At 70.5% G+C, this 22002-nt stretch carries 15 protein-coding genes and 1 tRNA gene; 9 read left to right on the top strand and 7 right to left on the bottom strand.

The features are described from left to right. Positions 1-323: 323 nt before the first annotated feature. Entirely contained in the window at positions 324-1406 is a 1083-nt protein-coding gene (locus tag ACGFI2_RS01930) for a LacI family DNA-binding transcriptional regulator (protein WP_393509066.1), read from the bottom strand. Between the two features lie 610 nt (positions 1407-2016). Here ACGFI2_RS01930 and ACGFI2_RS01925 point away from each other — a divergent pair. The 6 genes from ACGFI2_RS01925 (at position 2017) to ACGFI2_RS01900 (ending at position 11217) form a co-directional block, all read left to right on the top strand. Next, entirely contained in the window at positions 2017-4725 is a 2709-nt protein-coding gene (locus ACGFI2_RS01925) for an RICIN domain-containing protein (RefSeq protein ID WP_393509063.1), read from the top strand. Positions 4726-5411: 686 nt separating this feature from the next. Beyond that, positions 5412-5966 (top strand): RNA polymerase sigma factor, encoded by a 555-nt coding sequence (locus ACGFI2_RS01920; protein WP_393509061.1) that lies wholly within the window; start codon positions 5412-5414, stop codon positions 5964-5966. Then, a complete protein-coding gene (locus tag ACGFI2_RS01915) occupies positions 5966-6967 on the top strand; it encodes a CU044_5270 family protein (RefSeq protein ID WP_393509058.1) in 1002 nt (333 codons plus the stop codon). Before ACGFI2_RS01920 ends, ACGFI2_RS01915 begins: the two co-directional genes overlap by 1 nt. A 354-nt stretch (positions 6968-7321) precedes the next feature. Continuing rightward, positions 7322-7876 carry a kinase gene (locus tag ACGFI2_RS01910; RefSeq protein WP_393509055.1) on the top strand — a complete coding sequence of 185 codons (555 nt, stop codon included), beginning with the start codon at positions 7322-7324 and terminating at the stop codon, positions 7874-7876. A gap of 188 nt (positions 7877-8064) precedes the next feature. Next, positions 8065-10764 carry an RICIN domain-containing protein gene (locus tag ACGFI2_RS01905; RefSeq protein ID WP_393509053.1) on the top strand — a complete coding sequence of 900 codons (2700 nt, stop codon included), beginning with the start codon at positions 8065-8067 and terminating at the stop codon, positions 10762-10764. 24 nt (positions 10765-10788) lie between these two features. Next, on the top strand, positions 10789-11217 hold the full coding sequence (locus tag ACGFI2_RS01900) for a rhomboid family intramembrane serine protease (RefSeq protein ID WP_393509050.1): 429 nt from the start codon (positions 10789-10791) through the stop codon (positions 11215-11217). A 60-nt stretch (positions 11218-11277) separates the two neighbouring features. Here the strand turns inward: ACGFI2_RS01900 and ACGFI2_RS01895 are convergent, their stop codons facing one another. The 5 genes from ACGFI2_RS01895 to ACGFI2_RS01875 form a co-directional block, all read right to left on the bottom strand. Beyond that, positions 11278-12834, bottom strand: coding sequence for a cellulose binding domain-containing protein (locus ACGFI2_RS01895; protein WP_393509047.1), 1557 nt, complete (start codon positions 12832-12834; stop codon positions 11278-11280). A 21-nt stretch (positions 12835-12855) separates the two neighbouring features. Then, positions 12856-13998, bottom strand: a complete 1143-nt coding sequence (locus ACGFI2_RS01890; RefSeq protein WP_393509044.1) for a polysaccharide deacetylase family protein — start codon at positions 13996-13998, stop codon at positions 12856-12858. Positions 13999-14183: 185 nt separating this feature from the next. Next, positions 14184-14669: a polyketide cyclase gene (locus tag ACGFI2_RS01885; protein ID WP_393509041.1), complete on the bottom strand. Its 486-nt coding sequence runs from the start codon at positions 14667-14669 to the stop codon at positions 14184-14186. A gap of 27 nt (positions 14670-14696) precedes the next feature. Further along, positions 14697-15155, bottom strand: coding sequence for a DUF3291 domain-containing protein (locus tag ACGFI2_RS01880; protein WP_393509038.1), 459 nt, complete (start codon positions 15153-15155; stop codon positions 14697-14699). A 21-nt stretch (positions 15156-15176) separates the two neighbouring features. After that, on the bottom strand, positions 15177-15794 hold the full coding sequence (locus tag ACGFI2_RS01875) for a helix-turn-helix transcriptional regulator (RefSeq protein ID WP_393509035.1): 618 nt from the start codon (positions 15792-15794) through the stop codon (positions 15177-15179). An 88-nt stretch (positions 15795-15882) separates the two neighbouring features. Here ACGFI2_RS01875 and ACGFI2_RS01870 point away from each other — a divergent pair, with 88 nt between their 5' ends. Then, positions 15883-18960, top strand: a complete 3078-nt coding sequence (locus ACGFI2_RS01870; RefSeq protein ID WP_393509032.1) for a VWD domain-containing protein — start codon at positions 15883-15885, stop codon at positions 18958-18960. Positions 18961-19023: 63 nt separating this feature from the next. Then, positions 19024-19099, top strand: a tRNA-Lys gene (locus tag ACGFI2_RS01865). 215 nt (positions 19100-19314) lie between these two features. On the opposite strand, the gene ACGFI2_RS01860 is transcribed toward ACGFI2_RS01865, so the two are convergent. Beyond that, entirely contained in the window at positions 19315-20199 is an 885-nt protein-coding gene (locus ACGFI2_RS01860) for a hypothetical protein (protein ID WP_393509029.1), read from the bottom strand. A 440-nt stretch (positions 20200-20639) separates the two neighbouring features. Here ACGFI2_RS01860 and ACGFI2_RS01855 point away from each other — a divergent pair, with 440 nt between their 5' ends. Then, the gene (locus ACGFI2_RS01855) at positions 20640-21998 is read left to right on the top strand and encodes a hypothetical protein (protein WP_393510052.1); all 1359 of its coding nucleotides are present in this window, start codon (positions 20640-20642) and stop codon (positions 21996-21998) included. The last annotated feature ends 4 nt before the right edge of the window (positions 21999-22002 follow it).

The following is a 22002-nucleotide window of genomic DNA, read 5'->3' as shown; positions in this document are numbered from 1 at the left end:
CGAACCCGACTGGTCAGCCTGCCCCCGAGCGGATGATGCAACTCAGCGGACTTCACGACGCCGCACCCACACTCGGCATGTCCTGGAAGCCCACCGGCGGACACCATGGCGGCTGCCAGGCGCGAGGACCTCTTGGGGGCGATGTGGCCATGGTGAACTCCCATCAAAAGGGCAGGGGGACCGGCGCGCCGGGCAACGGAGTGCTGGGACAGGAGGGGTGTCGAGAGAGGTGCGCGTCCGCGCGGGTGCTACCGCCGCTCGTCAGCGACGGCCGGTGCGGGCCTCGGGTGACGTGCCGCCGTAGGTGGACGGATCGACGCTGATCAGGGCTGGGTGGATGGGACTTCGCTGCCGGCGGGCTGGCCGTGCGGGCCACCGTGGGCGTGGGGGGTCGCTCGGCGGCCGCGTCCCGGGATCGGCCGGAGCGGTGGTGGCGCCGTCGAGGCGCGGACGACGAGCTCGACCGGTTGGTCGGCTGCCGGTGGAAGCTCGACGTCCGGCTTCTCGATGACCTGTACCAGCAGCGCGAGGCCCTGCCGCGCGACCGCGTCGAACGGCTGCCGCACGGTGGTGAGCGGGGGAGTGACGTAGGCGGCGACCGGGATGTCGTCGAACCCGACGACGCTGATGTCCTCGGGCACCCGGCGCCCGACCTCGAGCTGCGCGCGGATGAGACCGATCGCCATGTCGTCGTTCGCGGCGAACACCGCGGTCACGGTGCCGTCGCCGGCCAGTTCCCGGCCCGCCGTGTAGCCGGACGCGGCCGACCAGTCGCCCTCGACGACCGGCGGCTCGTCCGCGCCGTGGGCTCGCAGCGCCTCGCGCCAGCCGGCGAGACGGTCCCGTGCCGAGTACCACCGCTGCGGGCCGGCCAGGTGATGGACGGTCGCGTGCCCCAACTCCAGCAGGTGCTCGGTCACGGCCCGCGCGAGCCGGCCCGCGCCGACCCTGGCGGTCACCACTTGCGGCGCGGCGAAGGTGGGCGGCGCGCCGAGCACCAGGACCGGCACGTCGACGCTGATGAGGCCGACGCCCTCGTCGATCGGCTCGGAGATAACGACGCCGTCCACGCCCTGGTCCAGCAGCGATGCCAGGGCGCTCGCGATGCCGCCCGGGTCGCCCTCGATCGTAGTGGCCACCCGCAGCGTGTAGCCCACCTCCCGGACCGCCCGCTCGATGCCGATGAGCCACGACGCCGGCCCGTACAAGGCGCTGCCGAGCGTCACCACGCCGATCGACCGGGTCCGCCCGGAGGCCAGCGCCCGGGCCGCCTGGTTGCGCCGGTAGCCGAGCTCCTCGGCGGCGTCCAGGACCCGCCGGCGCACGTCGGCCGAGACATACGGCTCGTCGTTGAGGACCCTGGACACCGTCTTCTGGGAGACGCCGGCCAGCCGCGCGACGTCCACGCTGCGCGGCGTCGGAGGGCTTCCACCTGGCCTCGCCAGTCGCGTCACGGCACCTCCCATGACCGGTCATAGTCCTGTATGATTGCGCTGTCATGTCTACGCAGTCAGACCTCGCCATCAAGATCCCGTAATCCGCCCGTGACGCTGGCGAAGCACGTTCCTCGCCAACCCTAGCCCCAGTTTCGAACCGAACAAGTCAGGCCGGGCCGCCCGCCGACTTCGCCGAGGACCGCAGTTGCTGTCCACGCCTTCGACGTGTCACGCGGCCGGGCGCCGCAGAGGCGAATCGGTTCGCTAATCGATCGGCGCCGCGTCGGTGGGCCGGCGATGCGGAACGCCTGAGCGCGATGCCCCAGTGCTCCGGAAGGGTCGTACTCAGCGGCGGCGACTCGAAGCCTGCTCGGCGTCAGGAGCAGGAAGTAACCGTCTTGAAACCTTGACTTCACGCTCGACGCGCCCATTAATGCATATCTATGTACCCGGGCCGTAACCACCCTTCCCGGGTGGTCGGCGACGTCGGCAGATTCGTCGAATCGGTTCGAGTATCGGCCTTGAGGCTGTGCCCTGAACCGGTGTTGCGGAGCTGGCGGACGAGTCACAGGAGGTTGGCATGCATCGTACGAACGTCCACTGGGATGGCCGATTGTCGGCGTCGGCCAGAGGGCTTGCCGCGACCGTCGCGCTCGGCCTGACCCTGACGCTGGGCGGCCTGCCCCTGGCGAACCCCCGGCCGGCCCTGGCCGCGCCGGGCGCGATGGGGGCCGTGGCGGCCGCCGGCGTTGACGGTGTGGCGGCCGGGAACGCCGCGATCGCCTCGGTCGACCTGAGCGGGACCTGGGGCTTCACGCCCGCGGGCCGGGCGGCGACCACGATCGCGGTGCCCGGTGGCGGCTGGTACAAGCAGGGCTTCACCGACGTGAACGAGGCGGTGTACTCGCGCAGCATCACGGTGCCGGACTCGGGGCAGCCGCAGTCGACCTGGATCGAGTTCGGCGCCGTCAATCACCAGGCGACACTGTCGGTCGACGGCCGCGTGGTCGCCACCCAGACGACGGCGTTCACCCCGTCGAACTTCGACATCAGCGCATACGCGGCGCCCGGCACCACCCACACGATCACGGTGAACGTGAAGGGCCGCGGCGCGTTGAAGGCATCCAACGGCCGGTACCTGGTGCCCGACGCCGCCACGTGGTCCGAGGCGATACCGCAGGGGATCTTCGGGTCCGCGTTCCTGCGGGTGTACCCGGCGGTGTACGTCAGCGACACATTCGTGCGTACGTCGGTGGCGAACAGGACGCTGACCTACGACGTGACGGTGCGGAACACGTCGGGCAGTTCCCGGTCGGTGACGTTGACCGGGTCGCTGTCGTCCAAGAACGGAACGGCTTTCAGCTACCCGGCACTGCCCAGCCGTACGGTCACCGTGGCGGCCCGCTCGACCGTGACCGTGACCGTCGGGCCGGTCGCGTGGAACCTCGACAGCACGTCGTACTGGTGGCCCAACGTGCCGTACCGGTCGGGGTACCGGGCGCAGCTGCACGGGCTGACGGTGCATGCCGTCACCGACGACGGCCGGACGAGCGACGCCGAGTACCGGTTCGGGTTCCGGGAGGCCACCCAGAACGGTGACTACTACTACCTCAACGGCGTGCGCGTGAACTTCCGCGGCGACAACCTCCAGGGTGCCGACTATGACCGGATCAACAACGGCGGCAAGGGCGACGCTTACCACACCCTGCCCGGCTTCCTGCCCCCGTCGTCCGGCAACGGCGGCTGGCCGCAGGCGGTGGACAACTACCAGCGGCTGAACTACAACGTGGTGCGCATCCACCAGGAGCCCGGGAGCCCGTACATGTTGGATGTCGCCGACGAGATGGGCCTGATGATCATCGACGAGGTCGCGATTCGCGGCTCCCAATCCTCCCAGGAGTGGCAGAACTCCGTCGGGCGCGACAACATGATCAACCACGCCCGTGCGCTGGTCCTGCGCGACCGCAACCACCCCGCGATCATCCGCTGGAGTCAGAACAACGAGCCGAACCAGAGCGGCCAGGATTCCGAACAGTTCGAGAAAGACCTGTACGCGGCGATGAACGGCGCCGACGGCACCCGGCCGATCATTGTCGAGGTGGGCGTCGGCGGGAATGTCAGCCTGTATCCCGGGATGACGTACGCCAACTTCGCGGTGATCCCGCACTACGTCGACGGCTTCGGCAGGTACGGGGAGGGCCTGATCACCGTGAATGGGCGGCCCGACGGCGAGGGCGAGTACATCTGGCCGGCATGCAACAACAAGCAGGGCTTCGAGTGGTTCGCCACGGCAACCCTGGCCAAGCGCGGCAAGGGCGCCACCGACCTGCGCCCGTACACGCTGCTGTCCGCCTGGGCCAGCGTCGTGCCCGGCGTGCGGACCACCGACTTCACCCCCGAGGAGGGCGGTCACCCCATCTACGGCGTCGACAACCTGCCCGACCCGTGGAGCAACCCGCAGATCCAGCGCGTGCAGGCGGCGTTCAACCCGGTGGCCGCGGTCGACCTCCCGTACTGGTCCGCCTCCGGCGCTTCGGACTCGAACGGCAGTTTCCCGCTGCCGCAGGCAGTGCCCAGCTATGCCCGCAACGCCACGGTGACCCGCAACATCACCGTGTTCAACGACGACTTCGTCGACACCTCGGTGGGCTTCACCTGGACGGCGCGGCTCGACAGCTCGACCGGAACGGTCGTCGCGTCCGGCAGCACCAACCTGACCATCCCGCTCGGCTCGCGGGTCACCCAGCCGGTGTCCTTCACCACCCCCGCCACCGGCAGCCGCGTGTACCTGCAGCTGTCGACCGCCAAAGCCGGCAGCCCCGTCTTCACCGACGCAGTCGAGTACTTCACCCTGAGTGGAGGCAGCGGGACCGGACCCGCACCGGGCACCTACCGCATTGTCAACCGCAACAGCGGAAAGCCCCTCGCCATCGCCGGCAACTCCACCGCCGACGGTGCCAAGGCGGTCCAGCAGAGCGGCACCCCCACCTGGACGATCAGCACCACACAGGACGCCTACACCCTGCGCTACACCGCCTCCGGAAAGCTGCTCGACGTCAACGGCAGCAGCAGCACCCAGGGCCTGCAACTGCAGCAGTGGTCGGCCAACGGCGGCACCAACCAGATGTGGTACCTGCGCCCCACCGGTGACGGCTACTACACCATCGTCAGCCGCAGCAGCGGACTACTGGCCGACGTCTACGGCGCGGCGACCAGCGACGGGACGCAGGTCGTGCAGTGGACCGCCACCGGCGGCACCAACCAACAGTGGCAGTTCGTACCCGCCTGACAGAGAACAGAGGTGGATGTCAAGCCCGATCGCCGGTAACGGGCTGCCGATCGTTGCGCCGACTCGGGGTGCGGTTTGTACGCCCGAGTCGGCCACGATCCGATCGCGGTGGGACACGAGCTACCGATCCGGACAGACGCCAGCCTGGTCCGTTCGCTACTCGTACGTGAGCCAGGCCCAGGGCGTCGCGGCTGAGTGCATGGACTCTAGGTGCCGTCCATGCACTTAGGCGTGGCTCGACCGACCGTCGTTGTAGGACGTTCAGTATGCGTCGCTGGCTGATCGGAGAACCGGAGCGGACCATGTCCATGTGAGTGGTTCTGCGTAACCTGGTTCGGGGCCGACCGTCACCCGATGGCCGGCTGGCGGTTGATCATCCACGCGGCGTCTCACGGGGTGCTCCGTGGGTGCTCTGGCGCGATGGACGGGGCCGGCGCGCGATGGACCAGCCCGGACGATCCCCGTTGGACTAGCGAGTCGACCAATATCAACCTCTTAATCCGCGGGTTCGGGGTTCGAGTCCCTGGCGGCGCACCAACGAGCAAGGCCCCGATCCGGCACTCCGTGCCGATCGGGGCCTTTTTCGCGTACGCGGGCGGTAGTCCGAACGGCCCTGCCGGACGGTAATCATCAGGCTCGTCGCGACACAAGCCAGGGTGAGAGTCGCCGAGGCAATGGGGGTTCGGGTGGGTCCACCGAAGAAGAGGGACGAGGGCTGGTTCACCGGCCTCTACGCCGCCGAGTACGCGAACGTCGTGCGGTATGGCCTGCGCCGACTCGCGGACTCCGACGCATCGGCGGAGCTCGCCCAGGAAGTCTTCGTCGTCGCCTGGCGTCGTCGCGACGAGGTGCCGGACCGCAGCCTGCCCTGGTTGTACGGGGTGGCCCGGCGGATCCTGGCGAACCACTGGCGGTCGCGGCGTGGTGCCCCCGACGTCCTGCCCCTCACCGGTGCCGACCTGGCCCGGGTTGCCAGCTCGGCGGGCGCCGACACCACCGTGGGGGTCGCCGACGTGCGGGTCGCATTGACCGTCCTCAGCGAACTCGACCAGGAAATCCTCCGGCTGATCGGCTGGGAGGAGTTGACGGTTTCCGAGGCGGCAAAGGTTCTTGGCTGCACTCGGGCGACCGCGGCGGTGCGCCTGCATCGCGCCCGCCGGCGCCTCGCCGAAGCGATGTCGGACCGGCCTGCCCAGTCCCGGCGCTGCTCCGTGTTGGCGACCAAGCGAGAGGAACTGTGATGTTCGGAGCAGAGCACACCCGTGCCCTCCTCGGCCCGGTCGACCCGGCCCGGCCTGTCACCGTCGCGCCACCGTTGATCGCGGCAAACGAGTTGATCGACCGCGCCGGCACCACCGAGACGATCGCCCCGCATCGTCGCGCACGCCCGACCCGCCGGCTGGTGCTGACGGCGGGGGCGCTGGCGGCCGTGGCCGGCGCCGTGGCCGTTCTCCAGCCCTTCGACAGATCCGCACCGGACGGTCCGGGCGGGGCCGGGCGCACGGCGGGGTCGGTGCTCGTGCCGGTCTCGTACCAGTTCGACACGGACGCGCCGGAGGCCGGCCCGCACCTGCGCGCGCTGGCGGGCACGATCGAGGATGCGGAGTACGACCACCTGCGCGGGCGCTACATGTACCACCACACGAAGGTGTGGGGTGATCCGGTGATGACCTCCGCCGACGGCCGTCACCAGGTGGCCTTCGCCGGCGAGACGAAGGTCTGGCAGGCCGCCGACGGGACCGGCAGCCAATTCAACACGCAGTTGGAGCCGGAATATCCCGACCAGGAGTCCCGTGACTACTGGCGACGCAAGCTGGACGCGCGCCCGGCGGTGGCGACGCCGGCCATGATTTCGCTGCCGCCCATGAAGCTCACGCCACCGTCGGCCGACCCGTCGGCGCTCCGCGCGCTGCTCAAGGTCGAACAGGGGCCCGGTGCCGCGAGCAAGGAAGCCAGCAATCTCTACGCGCAGTTCGTCATCCCACGAGCGACTCGAGCGGCGATTCTGCGGGTCCTCGCCGAGGTGCCCGGCCTCCGGTGGCGGGGACGGGTGACGGACCGCGCCGGTCGGAGCGGGGTCGCCGTCACCTTCGACGACCGCGAACACGACGCGCAGTCTCTCCTGATCTTCGACCCGAGGACGGGTGAGCTGCTCGCCCACGAGCGACTGACGCTGTCGCCCGTGCGGATCAGCGCGTACCAGGTGATCCTCGATGCCGCCTGGTCCGACCGAGTGGGTTGACCGCCGCACGTCGGGCCGCTCCCTCCGGAGCGGCCCGACGTCGAGTCCCTGCCGACCCGCCGACGAGCACGGCCTTGAGCCGGTGCTCCGGTCGGGGCCGTTTCGTGCTCAGAGACGGTGTTCCTGTAACCGACGCAGGGCCGGGATGCCGTCGAGCTGATCGGGGCGAAGTCTCTCCCTCATGATGCCCGGTGGCCGTTCCCGGTCGGGCGAGCACGTGACGACCTCGTCCGGAGTGATCGCGAGATCGACGCTGAAGTCGTGATCGGCGTAGGGCAGCGCTTCGTCGAGGAGTTGGCTGCGGTGGATGGTGGTGGCGATGGTCTGGGAAGCCGGTGAATCCGAGGAGGGATCGTGGTCGCTGAACCCACGGGTAGCCCGGACACGATTCTCGTCTGCATCCGGGGCAACTCCGGCTCGGGCAAGAGCAGCATCGCCCGCGAGCTACGACGCCGGCACGGCCGGGGCTGCGCCCTGGTCGAGCAGGACTACCTGCGCCGCATCCTACTGCGCGAGCGAGACAGGCCCGGCGGCGCGGCACCGGCGTTGATCGCGCAGACCGTTCGGTTCGCGCTGGACCACGGCTATCACGTCGTGCTGGAGGGCATCATGCACACCAGCCGCTACCGAAGCATGCTGACCGCCCTGCGGGACGGCCACCGCGGCCGGTCGCTTTTCGGCTATCTCGACGTGTCCCTGGCCGAGACGCTGCGCCGGCACCTCACCCGCCCACAGGCCACCGAGTTCACCGCCGAGCACATGAGCGGGTGGTATGCCGCCCATGACGTCCTGGGCTGGCCCGACGAACTCGTCCTACCGGAGACCACCGGACTGGACGAAGCCGTCGAGGCCATCGCCGCTGCCGCCGGGCTACCCCAGCACGGACGCGACGACGGCCTGATTCCGTAAATCGTCAGACGTCTATGGTTGCATTCATCAGATGTCTGACCTACGCTGCCGGTAGGGCATTCGTAGCGATCGGCAAAAGCGTGTGGGCGACAGAAGTCCCCACAGGCCCCTGGTGACCTCGCTGTTCCCGTGCTCGTCGCTCGATACGTACGTGAACTCATGTCGAGGGCAAGTGAGAGGAACAGCGCGTGTCATCAATCGTGTCCACCGCCCGCCTGTCGTTGTTGGCGATCGCGGCGCTCGTCACCGCCATGCTGCCGGCGGTGCTGACGAACCAGACGCCGGCCTCGGCCGCGGTCCAGCAGACCTTCTACGTCGCCCCCGACGGCAATGACGCCAACCCGGGGACGATCCAGTCCCCGTTCCGGACCCTGCAACGCGCGCGGGACGTCGTCCGTACCGTGAACGCGGGCATGACGGGGGACATCAACGTGTTCCTGCGCGGCGGGACCTACCCGGTCGGCAGCACCGTCGAGTTCGGCCAGGGCGACTCCGGCACGAACGGGTTCCGGGTCGTGTACGCCGCCTATCCCGACGAGAGGCCGGTCCTCGACGGCGGCGTCCAGGTGACCGGGTGGACCCAGCACAGCGGCAACATCTGGAAGGCGCCGCTCGACCGGGCCAACAAACTGCGGGCGCTCTACGTCAACGACAAGCGTGCGTTCATGGCCTCGAAGACGGTCACCTCGGCGGGATGCCAGGGGACGTACAACATCACGGCGGGCCAGGCCGACTGGGCGTGGGAATCAGGCTCGCAGTGCGACGGGGCCAGATACGGTCTGGCCGACTTCCCCGCCATCGCCCGCAACCAGGACGACATCGAGATCGAGACGGGCACGACCTGGACCACGGCCCTCGTCGGAGTCCGCCAGGTGACGACCACCTCCGACGGCGGCAGCCGGGTCGCCCTCTTCCAGCAGCCGGGTGCGGCCATCGCCCAGGGCGCCTACAACGGCAACGCCCAGGTGGGCGGCACCCACAAGCTCATGAACGCGTACGAGTTCCTGGACACCCCCGGCGAGTTCTACTTCGACAAGAGCAGCCGGACCTTGTACTACTACAAGGCCAGCGCCGAGAACATGTCGACCGCCACGGTCTATGCGCCGAACAACGTGACCACCCTGCTGCGGATCGCCGGCACCTCGACCGGCAGCCACGCGCGCAACATCACGTTCTCCGGCCTGACCGTGCAGCACTCCGACTGGAACCTGTTCAACGTCGCCGGCTCCTCCTTCAAGCAGGCGCAGCAGGGCAACCTCGGCGCCCAGGTGTACGCGAAGGGCAACTTCCACGTCTACTACTACCGCAACGTGGACGTCACGCCCGGCATCATCCAGGTGCAGAACGCCGACGGGATCCTGTTCCAGCGCAACCGGATCCAGCACACCGGCGCCGACGGGATCAGCATGGTCAACGACGTGCAGGGCAGCCAGTTGATCGGCAACCACACCAACGACATCGCCGGGTCCGCCATCAACGTGGGCCACCCGCAGCACGTCTACATCGGAGACGGCACCTCGACCAACCGGGAGAAGTACTCCCCGCAGGTCGAGGGTCTACCGAAGAACATCGACATCAAGAACAACTACCTCTACGACAGCGCGGTCCTGTTCAACGGGCACAGCCCGATCTCGGCCTACTTCGCCGACACCCTGACCATCCAGCACAACCGGATCGAGAGGGCGCCGTGGTCCGGCATCACCCTCGGCTGGGGCTGGTGGAACTTCGACGGGTCGTCGGGCTCGATCGCGCCCAACCGACCGACCACGACGGCGCGGAACAACACCATCAGCTACAACCACATCATCGACACGGTGCAGCGTCTCAGCGACACCGCGCCCATCTACACGCTGGGCAGCCAGCCCGGCACCACGATCACCAACAACTATCTCCAGGGCGTGCCCTCCGGCCACAAGTACGGCCTGCACCCGGACGAGGGATCGGCGTTCATCACCTTCCGGGACAACGTGCTGAGCATCGACAAGAACGTCACCTGGATGATCAACTCCGACGACTTCGGGCGGAAGCACGACCTGAGCATCACGCAGACCTACGGCCCGATCAACAAGGTCTCGAACAAGAACCTGCCGAACAGCACGATCGGCGACATCCTCGTCTCCTCCGACTACGTCTGGCCGGCGGCGGCGTACGGCATCGCGGTGAACTCAGGTCTCGAGGACGCCTACCGGGACGTCGTCCCGGCGGCCAACTTCTCCGCACCGAACCACGTCCTGCCGGCGAGCACGTTCGTCACCAGCGCGACGGCGTCGATTCCGATCCGCAGCACCGGTGACGCGACCAGGACGGTCTGGCTGGCGCCCCCCGGCACGACCACCTTCACCGCCGGCCCGACGATGACCAGGGCGGCCGGCAACGCCACGTCCATCGCCGTGCCGACCATGCAGGGGGAGTACCGCCTCTACGTCGTCGACGCCCAGGGCAACCGCTCGGCGGAGTCGACCTCGATCGTCCGGCAGCAGAGCGGCGGCGGCACCCCGTCGGGCGGGCAGCTCGTGGGCGGCCAGTCCGGCCGCTGCGTCGAGGTGCCCAACTCCGCGACCACGAACGGCACCCAGGTGCAGCTCTGGGACTGCTCCAGCGGCACGAACCAGCGCTGGACCTCCACCAGCGGCAAACAACTGACCGTGTACGGCAACAAGTGCCTGGACGCGTCCGGCGGCGGCACGGCCAACGGCACCGCGGTCATCATCTGGGACTGCCACGGCGGGCTCAACCAGCAGTGGAACATCAACACCAACGGCACCGTCACGAACGCCCAGTCCGGGCTCTGTCTCGATGCCAACGGCGCCGCCAGCGCCAACGGCACCAAGATCATTCTCTGGACCTGCAACGGTGGCGCGAACCAGCGGTGGACCCTACGCAGCTGACCCACGGACGGTCAGGATGGCGGGATGACCGCCCTCGCGTACCTCGTGGTGCTCGCCGCCGCCGTCCGGGCCGGCCTGGGGCTCGTCGCCGGGCGTGGCTCGGACGGCCGGCGGCGCGCCCCCGTCGCGACCGTCACGGCGCTCGTCGTCGTCGGCGTGCCGACGCTGCTCCAGCTCACCGTCGCGCCGGCGCTGCTCGGGCAGCTCGAACGCGATCGGGCCGCGGTGGCCGACGGCCAGGTCTGGCGGCTGGTGACGTCGCTCGTCGTGCAGAACGGGGGCGTGGCCGGCTCGGTCTTCAACCTGGCCGCCCTCGCGGTGGTCGGGGTGGTCGCCGAGCGGGTCTGGGGTGCGAAGCGCTGGGTGGTGGTCGCGCTCGCCGCCGGCGTGCTCGCCCAGCTGTGGGGCCTCGTGGTGCAACCCGTCGGCGCCGGGAACTCCGTCTGCCGGTGACCGGCGTACAGCCGCCGAGGCGGGCCCGGTGCGATCGGACCCGCCTCGGCGGGGCTCAGGTCACCAGTTCAGCGGCAGCGTGCCGATGAATCGGGTGAGCGCGCCGGCGAGCAACTGGTCGTCGCGCCGGGACGGGTGCCAGTCGCAGCCGAGCTTGTCCAGGCCCAGGGCGTTGTCGTCGTAGTAGAGCGAGCGGATCCGGGTGTCACCCGCGTCCGTGCGGGTCCGGACGACCTGCTGTACCGATGCGGCGAGCGGAGTGTTGGACAGGTCCGGGTAGGTGAGCACGATGAACGTGTTCGGGCCGTACCGGGTGCGTAGCTTGTCGAGGAAGCCCAGGTACGCGGTGCGGAAGTCGGCGGCGAGTTGCTCGGGGGTCGTCCACCGCTCGCCGGCGTTGAGGGCGGTGGAAAAGTCGTTGATGCCCAGGCCGACGACGACCAGTTGCGGCTTCCAGGTGCCCGGGTTCTGCCACACCGTGCTGTTCCACAGTGCCTGGAGATCCGTCTCGTAGTAGGTGCGGAAATTGTCCGTGCCCCCGCCGTTGTAGTTGCGCACCATGCCCAGCCCGGACCAGGCGATGAGCTGGTAGTCGGCGTTCAGGCTCTGCGCGGTGAGGGCGCCGAAGGTGGCGTCGGCGTTCGAGTTGCGGGTGACCCCGCCGTTGCCGGAGCAGTCGCGGGTCGTCGACATGTTGCCGTAGCCGGCGGTCCAGGAGTCACCGATGAACTCGATCTGGCGGCTGCGGGCGGCCGGCTTGGCCAGGATCGTGCCGCCGGGGGCGGCCACGAGACCACCGAACTCACCCACCGCCCACGGGCTCTCGGTGCGCTTGACGAGTCGTACGGTGTGGTCCGCGTCGGCGAGGTTGCGGACCCAGTAGGTGGTCTGGCCCGGGGTGACGAGCGTGGCGACGGTCGCCCCGTCGACCTGTACGGCGTAGTCGTTCTGGGCGTCGTTGAGGACGATCCCGACGCCGGTGCCGCGAAACCGGCCCTCGAAGTAGGTGCCGGGCCAGGTGTACTGGGCGCTGTTGCCGACCGACCGCACCCGCCCCACCGTGCGCGTCTGCTCCAGCGCGCCGGAGGCCGGCGGGGCACTGGTGGGCGGCGGCGTGCTGGTGGGCGGCGCGCTGGTCGGCGGTGGCGCGCTGGTGGGAGGCGCGCTGGTGGGTGGCGCGGTCGTGGTGGGGGTCGGCCGGCCGGTGCACGGCACGCCGTTCAGCGCGAAGTCGGTCGGCGCCGGGTTCGACGCGTTGTTCCACGAGCCGCCGAAGCCGAACTGGGCGGTGGCCCCGGTGCCGAGACTGCCGTTCCAGGCGGCGTTGGTGACGGTGACCCGGCCGGCGGACTGGGTCACCGTGCCGTTCCACACCTGCCCGACCACCTGCCCGGCGGTGAACGACCAGGTCAGCCGCCAGCCGGTCAGCGGATCGCCGAGGTTGGTGACGTCGACGTTCGCGCCGAAGCCGCCCGGCCACTGGCTGGTCACCGTGTAGGTGACCCGGCAGCCGGCGGCGGCCTGCGCGGAGACGGCGGTGGTGAGCGCGGCGGCCACGGCGACGGCGGCGGTGAGCACCGCCGCCGCCGACCGGAGTCGGTTATGCGTGAGTCGCATCTGTGCTCCTTCAGGAGTGCGCTACGAGCTGGCGCAGGTGATCTCGCTCGGGGCCGGTGAGCTGCTGCCGTTCGCGAGGAAGCCGAAGCTCGTCGACCCGCCGGCGTTGAGGGCGCCGTTGTAGGCGGCGTTGCGCACGCTGACCGTGCCGGTGGATCCGGTGGCCACGCCGTTCCACACGTTGTTGATGCTCTGTCCACCGGCCAGGGTCAGCCGTACCGTCCAGCCGGTGATGGCCCTCGTGCTGGTCACGGTCACCTCGCCCTGGAAGCCGCCGGTCCAACTGCTGACCAGCCGGTAGCTGGCCGTGCAGGCGGCCGAGGGATCCGGCGGAGGCGTGGTCGGCGGTGCGGTGGTGGGCGGTGGAGTGGTGGGCGGTGCGGTGGTCGGCGGTGCGGTGGTCGGCGGCGGCGTGGTGGTGGGCGGTGGCGTGGTGGGCTGGCCGCCGTCCGGGGCCACCGCGCGACCGGTGGCCGGCGAGATCATGCCGGCGCAGAGGCCGCGACTGGCGAGGTTGCTGACGATCCGGGGGATGGCCGCGATCGTGTTGGCCGGCCAGTCGTGCATCAGGATGGACTGCCCGGCCTGGAGGCGGCCGGCGTTCTGCACGATCTGGTCGGTGCTGGCGTTGTTCCAGTCCTGGGAGTCCACGTCGGCGTTGATCTCGGTCAGCCCGAACTGGGCCTCGACCGCCCGCAGGGTCGCGTTCGACTCCAGGTAGGGCGGCCGGAACAGTTTGGGGGCCTCGCCGGTGGCCTGCTGGATCGCCTGCTGGGTCTGCGAGATCTCCGAGGTCATCTGCGCCTGGCTGAGCTGGGTCATGTGCGGGTGCGTCCAGCTGTGGTTGCCGACCCACATGCCGGCGTCCCGCTGGGCCCTCGCCAGCGCCGGATTGCTCTGCACGTTCTGGCCGACGTTGAAGAACGTCGCCCGTACGCCGGCCGCCTTGAGGGTGTTGATCAGGGTGGTGGTGTTGCCCGCGGTGGGCCCGTCGTCGAAGGTCAGCGCCACGTACCCGGTGCAGGCGGCGGCCATCGAGGGCGCGGCGGTGACGGCCAGTCCGGACGTCACCGCGGTCAGGAGGGCGGCGGCTGCCGCCACCACCATCGGGCGGCGCGAGGGTCGGGTCGGGGCAGCCGTCGGTCCGGCTGGAAAGGGTGTCATCGAGGTTCTCCCGCTGGCGTTCGAGGTGCTGCTCGGCGCCCTGCGGACCGCGTTGCCCGGAGTCGGGCCGCGTCGCGTCTCGGCGGTGCGCCCGGCAGTGATGTCCTGTCGGTGGCCACGATCGTGCGACCTGTTGCCAGCCCGGCTCCGGTGCGATTATGCCGCCGAACTTTTACGATCGTCAATCAAAGCGGGCCGATGTCGTGTTCGGCGAGCCGCTTGAGGTTCAGGAGTTGGCGGCGGGCCATCACCAGGTCACCGACGCAGAGCCCGAGAGCGACCAGCCGGTTCGTGCGCATGACGACCTTGAGCAGCAGGCGGGTGGTGCCGGCCACGCCGGGCGCCAGCACGTACGACATCACGGCGCCGATGATCTCCCCGGTCAGCTGGCGCCCCGGGTCGACCGAGAGGATCCGCCCCTGCGCACGCCCACCCACGCTGGTGAACGCCTCGCCCACGGCCGGCTCGGGCAGGCCGACCAACCGCCGGGGTGAGCGGCGGCCGAGGTTGTCGATCCAGTCGTACGAGTAGGGCGCGAGCCGCACCTGGGCGACCCACGGCCACACCGTCGTGGTGGGCGCCTCGATCGTCACGCCGCGCCAGGCCCGCAACGTGGGCGCGGCAACGACACCGTCGCACGGATAGGAGCGCGCGACCTCGTCGTCGGTCACGCCCCACCGGTCGCCGAGCATGCGCGGTCAGGCGGCGAGCGCGCCGGGCGCGGGGAACGGGTCGCGGAGCGTGAACGCCTCCGCCGACGGCCCGTTGCGCCGCAACGCCTCCAGCCGCCCGGCCGCCTCGTCCATCGACGGCAGTGTGCCGGCCGGGATCCACCACAGCGCCAGGTGCTCGCCGTCGAGCGGGACGAACCACTCCCGCCGTCGGCGCATCGGCTCCAGGTGCGCGGTCCGGTAGACGAAGGCGCGCAACGACTCGACCGACTCCCAGACGGTCAGGTTCACGATGACGTCCGGCTCGAAGGGCCGGAACGCGGTCGCGTCGCCGGAGTCGTCCTGCAGCCGCCAGACGTAGCCGGGGGAGCGTTCGGCCAGGTCGTGGATCTCGGGCAGGCGGGCGACGAAGTCGGCGAGTTCGGGGCTGTCGATCGGGGCGCGCAGCCGGGCGATGTTCAGTTGCGCGAGGTGATGGTCGGCCATGGAGTCAGACTACCGTCTATGTCAACGCTCATTGTTTTTAGAATGGATCGCCACGCAGCAGCCGGTCGGACCCGGATCGAGCCGCACCACGTGGCCGCCGTCGCCCACCACCGCCTCGAGCATCGCCAGGTTCAACCCGCAGACCAGCCCGGGATGCGAGTGCGCCAGCACGTCGAACGGACAGTTGCGCAGCCGGATCGTCCGGTCGGCGTCCTGGTACGGCTCGTAGCCCAGCGCCGCCAGCCGCGCGATCGCGTCCCCGCCGGCGAGCTTCGCCCCCTGCGCGGCGGCGGCCGCGTACGCCGCCGGCTCCGCCCCCGCCCGCTCGATCGCGCTCGCCAGCACCCCGGCCAGCAGCCGGTAGTCGCGCGGCGGCACCGTCACCGCGTGCTCCGCCGCCGACCGGCGGTACAGCTTGGCCGGCCGCCCCGCCCCCGGCCCACCGGCGCGTGGCGCGTTGGCCGCCTCCAGCAGCCCCGCGTCGGTCAGCTTGTCCAGGTGGAACGCCGCCAGGGTGCGGCCGATGCCGACCCCCTCGGCCACCTCGTTGCGGCTCACCGGCTCGGCCCGCGCCACGACGTACTCGTACACCGTCCGGCGCACCGGCTCCCGCAGCGCGGCGATGGCCTCCATCGACATGCCCCCGACGCTACCCGCCGGGGCGCTCGTCCGACCGGTCCCCGACAGAGCACGGGAATCCCGGCCCCGCGCCCCTACAGTCCCCACCATGAGGTGGTCGGTGCGATCCGTGACCGGGCTCGCCGTACTGGTGGCGGCCCTGGTGGCCGGGGCGGTGAGCGCCGCCGCGGCGCCCGCCGACGGCGGCCTCGGCCTGGCGCTGCGCCCGGCGCAGGCGGACTACCGCGCCGGCGACCAGGTCCGCCTGGACCTCACCGTCACGAACTCCACCGGGTCGGCGTGCGCGCTGCCCACCAGCGCCGTCGGCACCGCCCAGATCACCGGGGTACGCCGGGACGGCCGCGACCTCACGCCGACGCTCGCCCGCAGCTTCCACGACGACGGGATCACCGCCTCGGCCGGCGCCGGCCTGACCACCGTCGAACCCGGCGCGACCGCGACCGTGGCGCTCACCGGAATCCGGCTGCACGACGGCGGCGCGCCCGGGGACGTCGTGCTCCGCTCGGTGGCCGCCACTGGAGACGGCGGCGGCCTGGACTCGCTCTGGCCGGTCGGCGCCCCCGGCCGGTACGAGGTCACGGCCGGCTACGTGCCGCTGCCGGTCACCGGCGCGACGAACCTCTGCCCCGGCGCGACGGCGCTGCGGAGCACCACGTTCACGGTCGGCGACGGCGGCGCGAACGGCCGCCGTTGGCTGTGGCCGGCCGCCGGAGCGCTGCTGCTGGTGCTGCTCCTGGTCGCGCTCGTGGTGCTGCTGCGGGCCCGCCGACGGCGGCCGACCGCCGTCGCCGTGGCCCTGCTGCTGGTGGCCGTCGGCGCGCTGGTCGGCGGCGGCTCCCGGCCGGCCCGCGCGGACTACACCGTCGACCCGACCGCGGGCGTGCCGGTCAGCGGCGTCGACTTCCAGGCCGCGGTCGACGGCTGCCTCAAGGGGTTCGCCGAGCCCGGCGGCGACCCGTCCGGCGTGCTGTCCCGGCTGAAGGACAAGAAGACCCCGAAGGTGCGGATCGTCCCCACCCCGGGCGGCTCGGGCGCGTTCGAGACGCCGGACAGCGCCGACGGCAAGGGCTCGTCCACGGTCACCTGGAACCCGACCTCCACCGACCCGTACGACGACGGGGTGGCCCGGGACCCCTGCGCCGCGCTCTACCACGAGCTGAACCACGCCGACGACATCTCCCGCGACGCGGTCCCGCCGGGCCAGTGCGGGAGCACCGGGATCCCCACCGCCGAGGTGAAGGCGACGCTCGCGGAGAACCGCTACCGGGCGGCGAAGGGCCTGCCGCCGCGCACCCGGTACAAGGGAAACCCGCTGCCGAAGAGCCTCGACGAGTGCAGGAAGCCGGCGAAGAAGACGCCCCCGCCGAAGGGGCCGGTGAAGCTCTGCGAGGACGGCGCGGACTGCGGCGGCAGCAACGGCGACCCGCACCTGGTCACCTTCGACCGGGTCTACTACGACTTCCAGGCCGTCGGTGAGTTCACGCTTGTGGCCGCCACCGGCGGCGACCCGCTCGAGGTGCAGGTCCGGCAGGCGCCGATGGCCGGCACCCGCACCGCCTCGGTCAACTCCGCGGTCGGGTTCCGGATCGGCGCCCGCCGCGTCGCGCTGACCCTCACCGACGGCGCCACCCGGGTGCACGTCGACGGCGCGCCGCTCGCCGCCCCGCCGGAACACACCGACCTGGCCGGCGGCGGCACCCTCACCCGCCGCCCCTCCGACACCGGCGCCACCGACGGGTACGACGTGACCTGGCCGGACGGCTCCGCGGCCGCGGTGGACCAGATCGGCCGCTACGGCTACCGGGTGCTGGTCCGGCTCGCCGACGGCCGGGCCGGAAAGGTACGCGGCCTGCTCGGCGACTTCGACGGCGACGCGGGCGACGACATCGCGCCCGCCACCGGCCCCGCCCTCGCCCAGCCCGTGCCGTTCGCCACGCTCTACCCGGCGTACGCGGACAGCTGGCGGATCACCGCGGACCGCTCGCTGCTGCACTACGACGCCGGGGAGGACACCGGCACGTTCACCGACCGGAGCTTCCCCGAGCGGGAGGTGACCGCCGGCGGCCTCGACCCGGCCCGGCGCGCCGCCGCCGAACAGATCTGCCGATGGGCCGGCGTCACCGCCCCCGGCCCGCTCGCCGACTGCGTCTTCGACGTCGCCGTCAGCGGACGCCCCGAGTTCGCCGTCGCCGGGTCCACCACCGAACGGATCGCCCCGCCCACCGGCGCGCCGATCACCGCCGTGCCGGTCGCCACCGCGAGCCTCACGCCCGGCGGCGAGCCGCTGACGTTCGCCGGCCGCGCCGGGGACGCGGTCTTCGTCGACGCCACCGCGCCCGGCATCGGCGACCGGTGCTCGCCGTACCTGCTCGCCGACCCGGCCGGGCGGGAGATCGCGAGCGGCTGCAACATCAACGGCGCCGGCTACGTCGACCGGGTCGACCTCGCCGCCACCGGCACGTACGCGCTGCGGGTCGTCGCCGCCGCCGGCGACACCGGCCGCGCCGCGGTCCGGGTCTACGCCGCCCGCGACAGCGACGGCACGCTGCAACCGAACGGCCCGACCGTGACCGCGTCGATCGAGCAGCCCGGCGCCCGGGCGCGCTACCGGTTCACCGGCCGCACGGGGGAGCGGGTCTTCGTCGACGTGCCCGAGAGCACGCTCACCGACCAGTGCTCCCCGCTGGAGCTGCGCGACGCCGACGGACAACTGCTGCGCAGCGGCTGCGTGGTCAACGGCGTCGGCGAGATCGACGGCACGCTCCTGCCCGCCGACGGGACGTACACCGTGCTTGTCGACCCGGTGGAACGCGGCACCGGCACGGCCACGCTGCGCCTGGTCGCCGGCCGCGACCGGGACGCGACGATCGAGGTCGGCGGCCCGCCGGTGGTCGCGGACGTGGACCGGCCGGGCGCGGTCACCGGCTACCGGTTCACCGCCGCCGCCGGCACCTCGGTGACCGTGACCGCGACCGCCGCGACGCTGCCCGACCAGTGCGGCGTGCTGGCGTTGCGGGCCCCGGACGGCAGCACGCTCACCACCGGCTGCGTGATCAACGGCGCCGGCGGGATCACCGCGACGACGCTGCCGGCGGCCGGGGCGTACACGCTGCTCGTCGATCCCTCGGGGGCCGCGACCGGGCAGGTCACGGTGGCGGTGCGGTGAGGCCGCCCCCTGCGTGCGGGGGGCGCCGCGGGGGCTGCTAACGTTCCGTCCCGTTGCCGGCGAGCGCCGCTAGCTCAACTGGCAGAGCAGCGGACTCTTAATCCGCGGGTTCGGGGTTCGAGTCCCTGGCGGCGCACCAACGATCAAGGCTCTGAACTGGTGTTTCACACTGGGTCGGGGCCTTTTTCGTGCCTGCTGGCCGGTGGTGGTGGCTCGGTGGGTGCTCGGGAGCCGTTGGACGGGTCGGGTGTCGCCGGGACTGGACGCAGGCCTCGTGGATGCGCGGTGCAGATCACTGGTTCTTGCCTGGTACGGGGTCGATGGACCGGACGTGTGGTTCGTGCCGGGGGAGCGTCAGGCGAGAGCTTCCGGGGCGCGCCGCCGCCACCACGCACTGAAGAGGGTTACAACGTGCGTCTTGATCTCGTCCGTGATGATCTCGTGCGCGTCGCCCATGAGCGGCCTGACGGCGTGCTTGTAGACCTCTGGGTGGTGTTCGACCGAGGGGCAGGTGAAGATGGCCAGCATCCTCAGGACGCGCAGGGTGTCTGTTCCCAGGAGGGGAAAGTGAGCTTCCAGCAGCCTTGTCAGGGCTGACCACACCTTGTCCACGACAAGGCGGATGACTGCGTCGGTCACCAGCCGGGGCAGCCCCGAATCGAACCGACGCGACAACGCGCCGGTGATGAACTGCTTGACGGTATCCGTCAGTAGGTCGACGGCCTTGTTGATTCTCTCGATCAACTGGATCAGGGCCACCAGTAGACCGCACCACGTGTGATCGGCCAGGCGCTTCTTGACCTCCCTGGCGTCAGACTCATTCCGGACGAGGCTGTCTATGCCAGCTGAGATCTCGGGCCACGTGCTCTCCATGACCTCGTGGGCAAGGGTGTCCATCCGGCCAAGGTCTGATGACGTCGATGTAGGTTCAACGTCGCGTGGCAGTCGGCCATTGATCTTGGTTCGGCCGTCGGCGGCCCACAGGTAGTCGGTGATGTCCAGGCGTGCGAGGTCGAAGTAAATTTGCCGGTTGTGGGCGTTGAACTTCTGGCGTCCGGATCGTCTGTCCCCCTCCACCTTCTCCTTGAGTTCACTCCGCCGGTCGTCGCGCTTCTCTGGCCGGTCGGCGGCCAGAGTTGTCCATCCTTGCCAGCCGTGTTGTGAGCCCCCGCAGCCGGAGCATGTGCAGCCCGGCCTCTGGGCATTTGCGCAGTTAGCTCTGTGGGTGTTGGTCATCATCCGCAAGTCGCCGCCCGGTCCGTTGCACTTAACGTGACTTGCTAGTGACTTTACGTTGTACAACGATGGGTGCCAATGGGTGCATGACCGGGTCGGGGCAGCTCGACTTTCGGCGTCCGGCTTCTGCGGGCGTTCTGCCTGGTGAGCGCCTATAGATCTACTTCGTCTGCTGGGCTATGACGGATGATTGATAGACGCCTCTTCCCTTATCTGCAGTCACTTGCTCCGATCGCAGGCCGGTGACCAAGGCTCGGGCTGGACAGGTCGTGGCGCTCCGGAACCTGCGCTGATCCAGGAGGGGACACGCTGAGGGCTCATCGTGGGTCTTCCGGATGCCACCCTGAGCTTCGACTCTGGTTGGGCTGTCGACTCGACCGCCATTGACTTGATGTGATGGCGCGGATGCGTTGTGCTGTCAGGTGGTCGTCGTCCGATCGGAGGTGATCGTGGCCGCGCAGGTGGATCCTGAGTGGTGGAGTTCAGCGCTGTGGAACGGCCGACCGATCAGCGAGTTTCTTCAACGGCGCGACATCACTGCGGTCTTCCGCTTCCTTCACGCCCGAGGCGTGTCCTACGGCAGGATCGCCGCTCTCGTAGGCCTCTCGCCTCACCGCGCTACTGAGATCGCCAAAGGCGTCCGGCAGGTCACGGCGTACGAGGTGCTGGAACGGATCGCCGTGGGTCTTCACATTCCGCGTCCGGTCATGGGGCTCGGCCGCGACGAGGACAGCACTATGCCGCGTGACGTCAGCATCGAGACCGTGGCCGGTGGAGCGGATCGATCGCCTGCCCATGTGGGGAGCAACGAGGCCGGAGGTCTGGTCAGACTCCGTCTGGGACTGGAGGAGGCTCTGGCGACGTCGAGTGTCGCCCCTCGGCAGCTTGAGCTGATCGAGCAAAGCGCTGGCGAACACCTGCGGGTCTATCCCTCGGCTTCGCCGCAGATCATGCTGGCGCTGCTGGCCGCCGACTGCCGAGAGGTGCAGGTGCTGTCGCTTCGGCGCCAGCCGGCGGCGGTCCAGGCCCGGCTGTCCGGGGTGGCGGCGCTGCTGGCGACGATGTGCGCTGACGCGTTGATGAGGCTTGGGGATGTTGCCGAGGCTCGACGGTGGTACGGCACGGCGATCCACGCGGCGGACGACAGCGGGGAGGCTCGTTTCATGGTGCTCGTGCGGGCCCAGGCGGCGATGCTGCCGTACTACTTCGGGGATCCCGCCCAGACCGTCGCTCTGGCTGATGCGGCTCTGGCGGTCACCCAGGCCGCATCGTCGTCGGCTGCCCTGGCGGCTGCGGGCCGGGCGCGTGCCCTGGCCAGAATCGGTGCCACCGAGCAGGCGCGGTCGGCCGTCGATCAGGCACGCCGGCTGTTCGATCAGGCTGGCGACGAGGACACCGACGTGGCGTTCAGGTTCCCGGCGAAGCGGCTGCTGCTCTACCTCTCCGGCGCGTACACCTGGCTCGGTGACACGGTGGAGGCGTACCGGGTTCAGGACGAGGCATTGCGGCTCTATGGCACGGCTCCGGCCGTACCGATCGACGTGGCGCTCATCGCTCTGGACCGGTCGATGTGTCTCGCGCGGGACCGGCGGGCGACCGAGGCGGCGGTGACCGCGCGTGACGCCGTCGCGGACCTGCCCGAGACGCAGCGGACGGAGATCATCCTGACCCGGGCGACCGACGTGGCCACAGCGATCCCCGAAGAGAGCCAGCGGGGTGAGGTCGCCACCTTGACGGACTACGTACGGGCCTGCCGCGAGCGCGCCCGTAGGCTTGGGACCACAGCCGCACTCGGTCCCTAGGAGC

The organism is Micromonospora sp. NPDC049282, assembly GCF_043197045.1.
In the GTDB taxonomy this organism is placed as follows: domain Bacteria; phylum Actinomycetota; class Actinomycetes; order Mycobacteriales; family Micromonosporaceae; genus Micromonospora.
The sequence above is the reverse complement of the archived record's forward strand: the minus strand, read 5'-3'. Positions and strand labels throughout refer to the sequence as shown.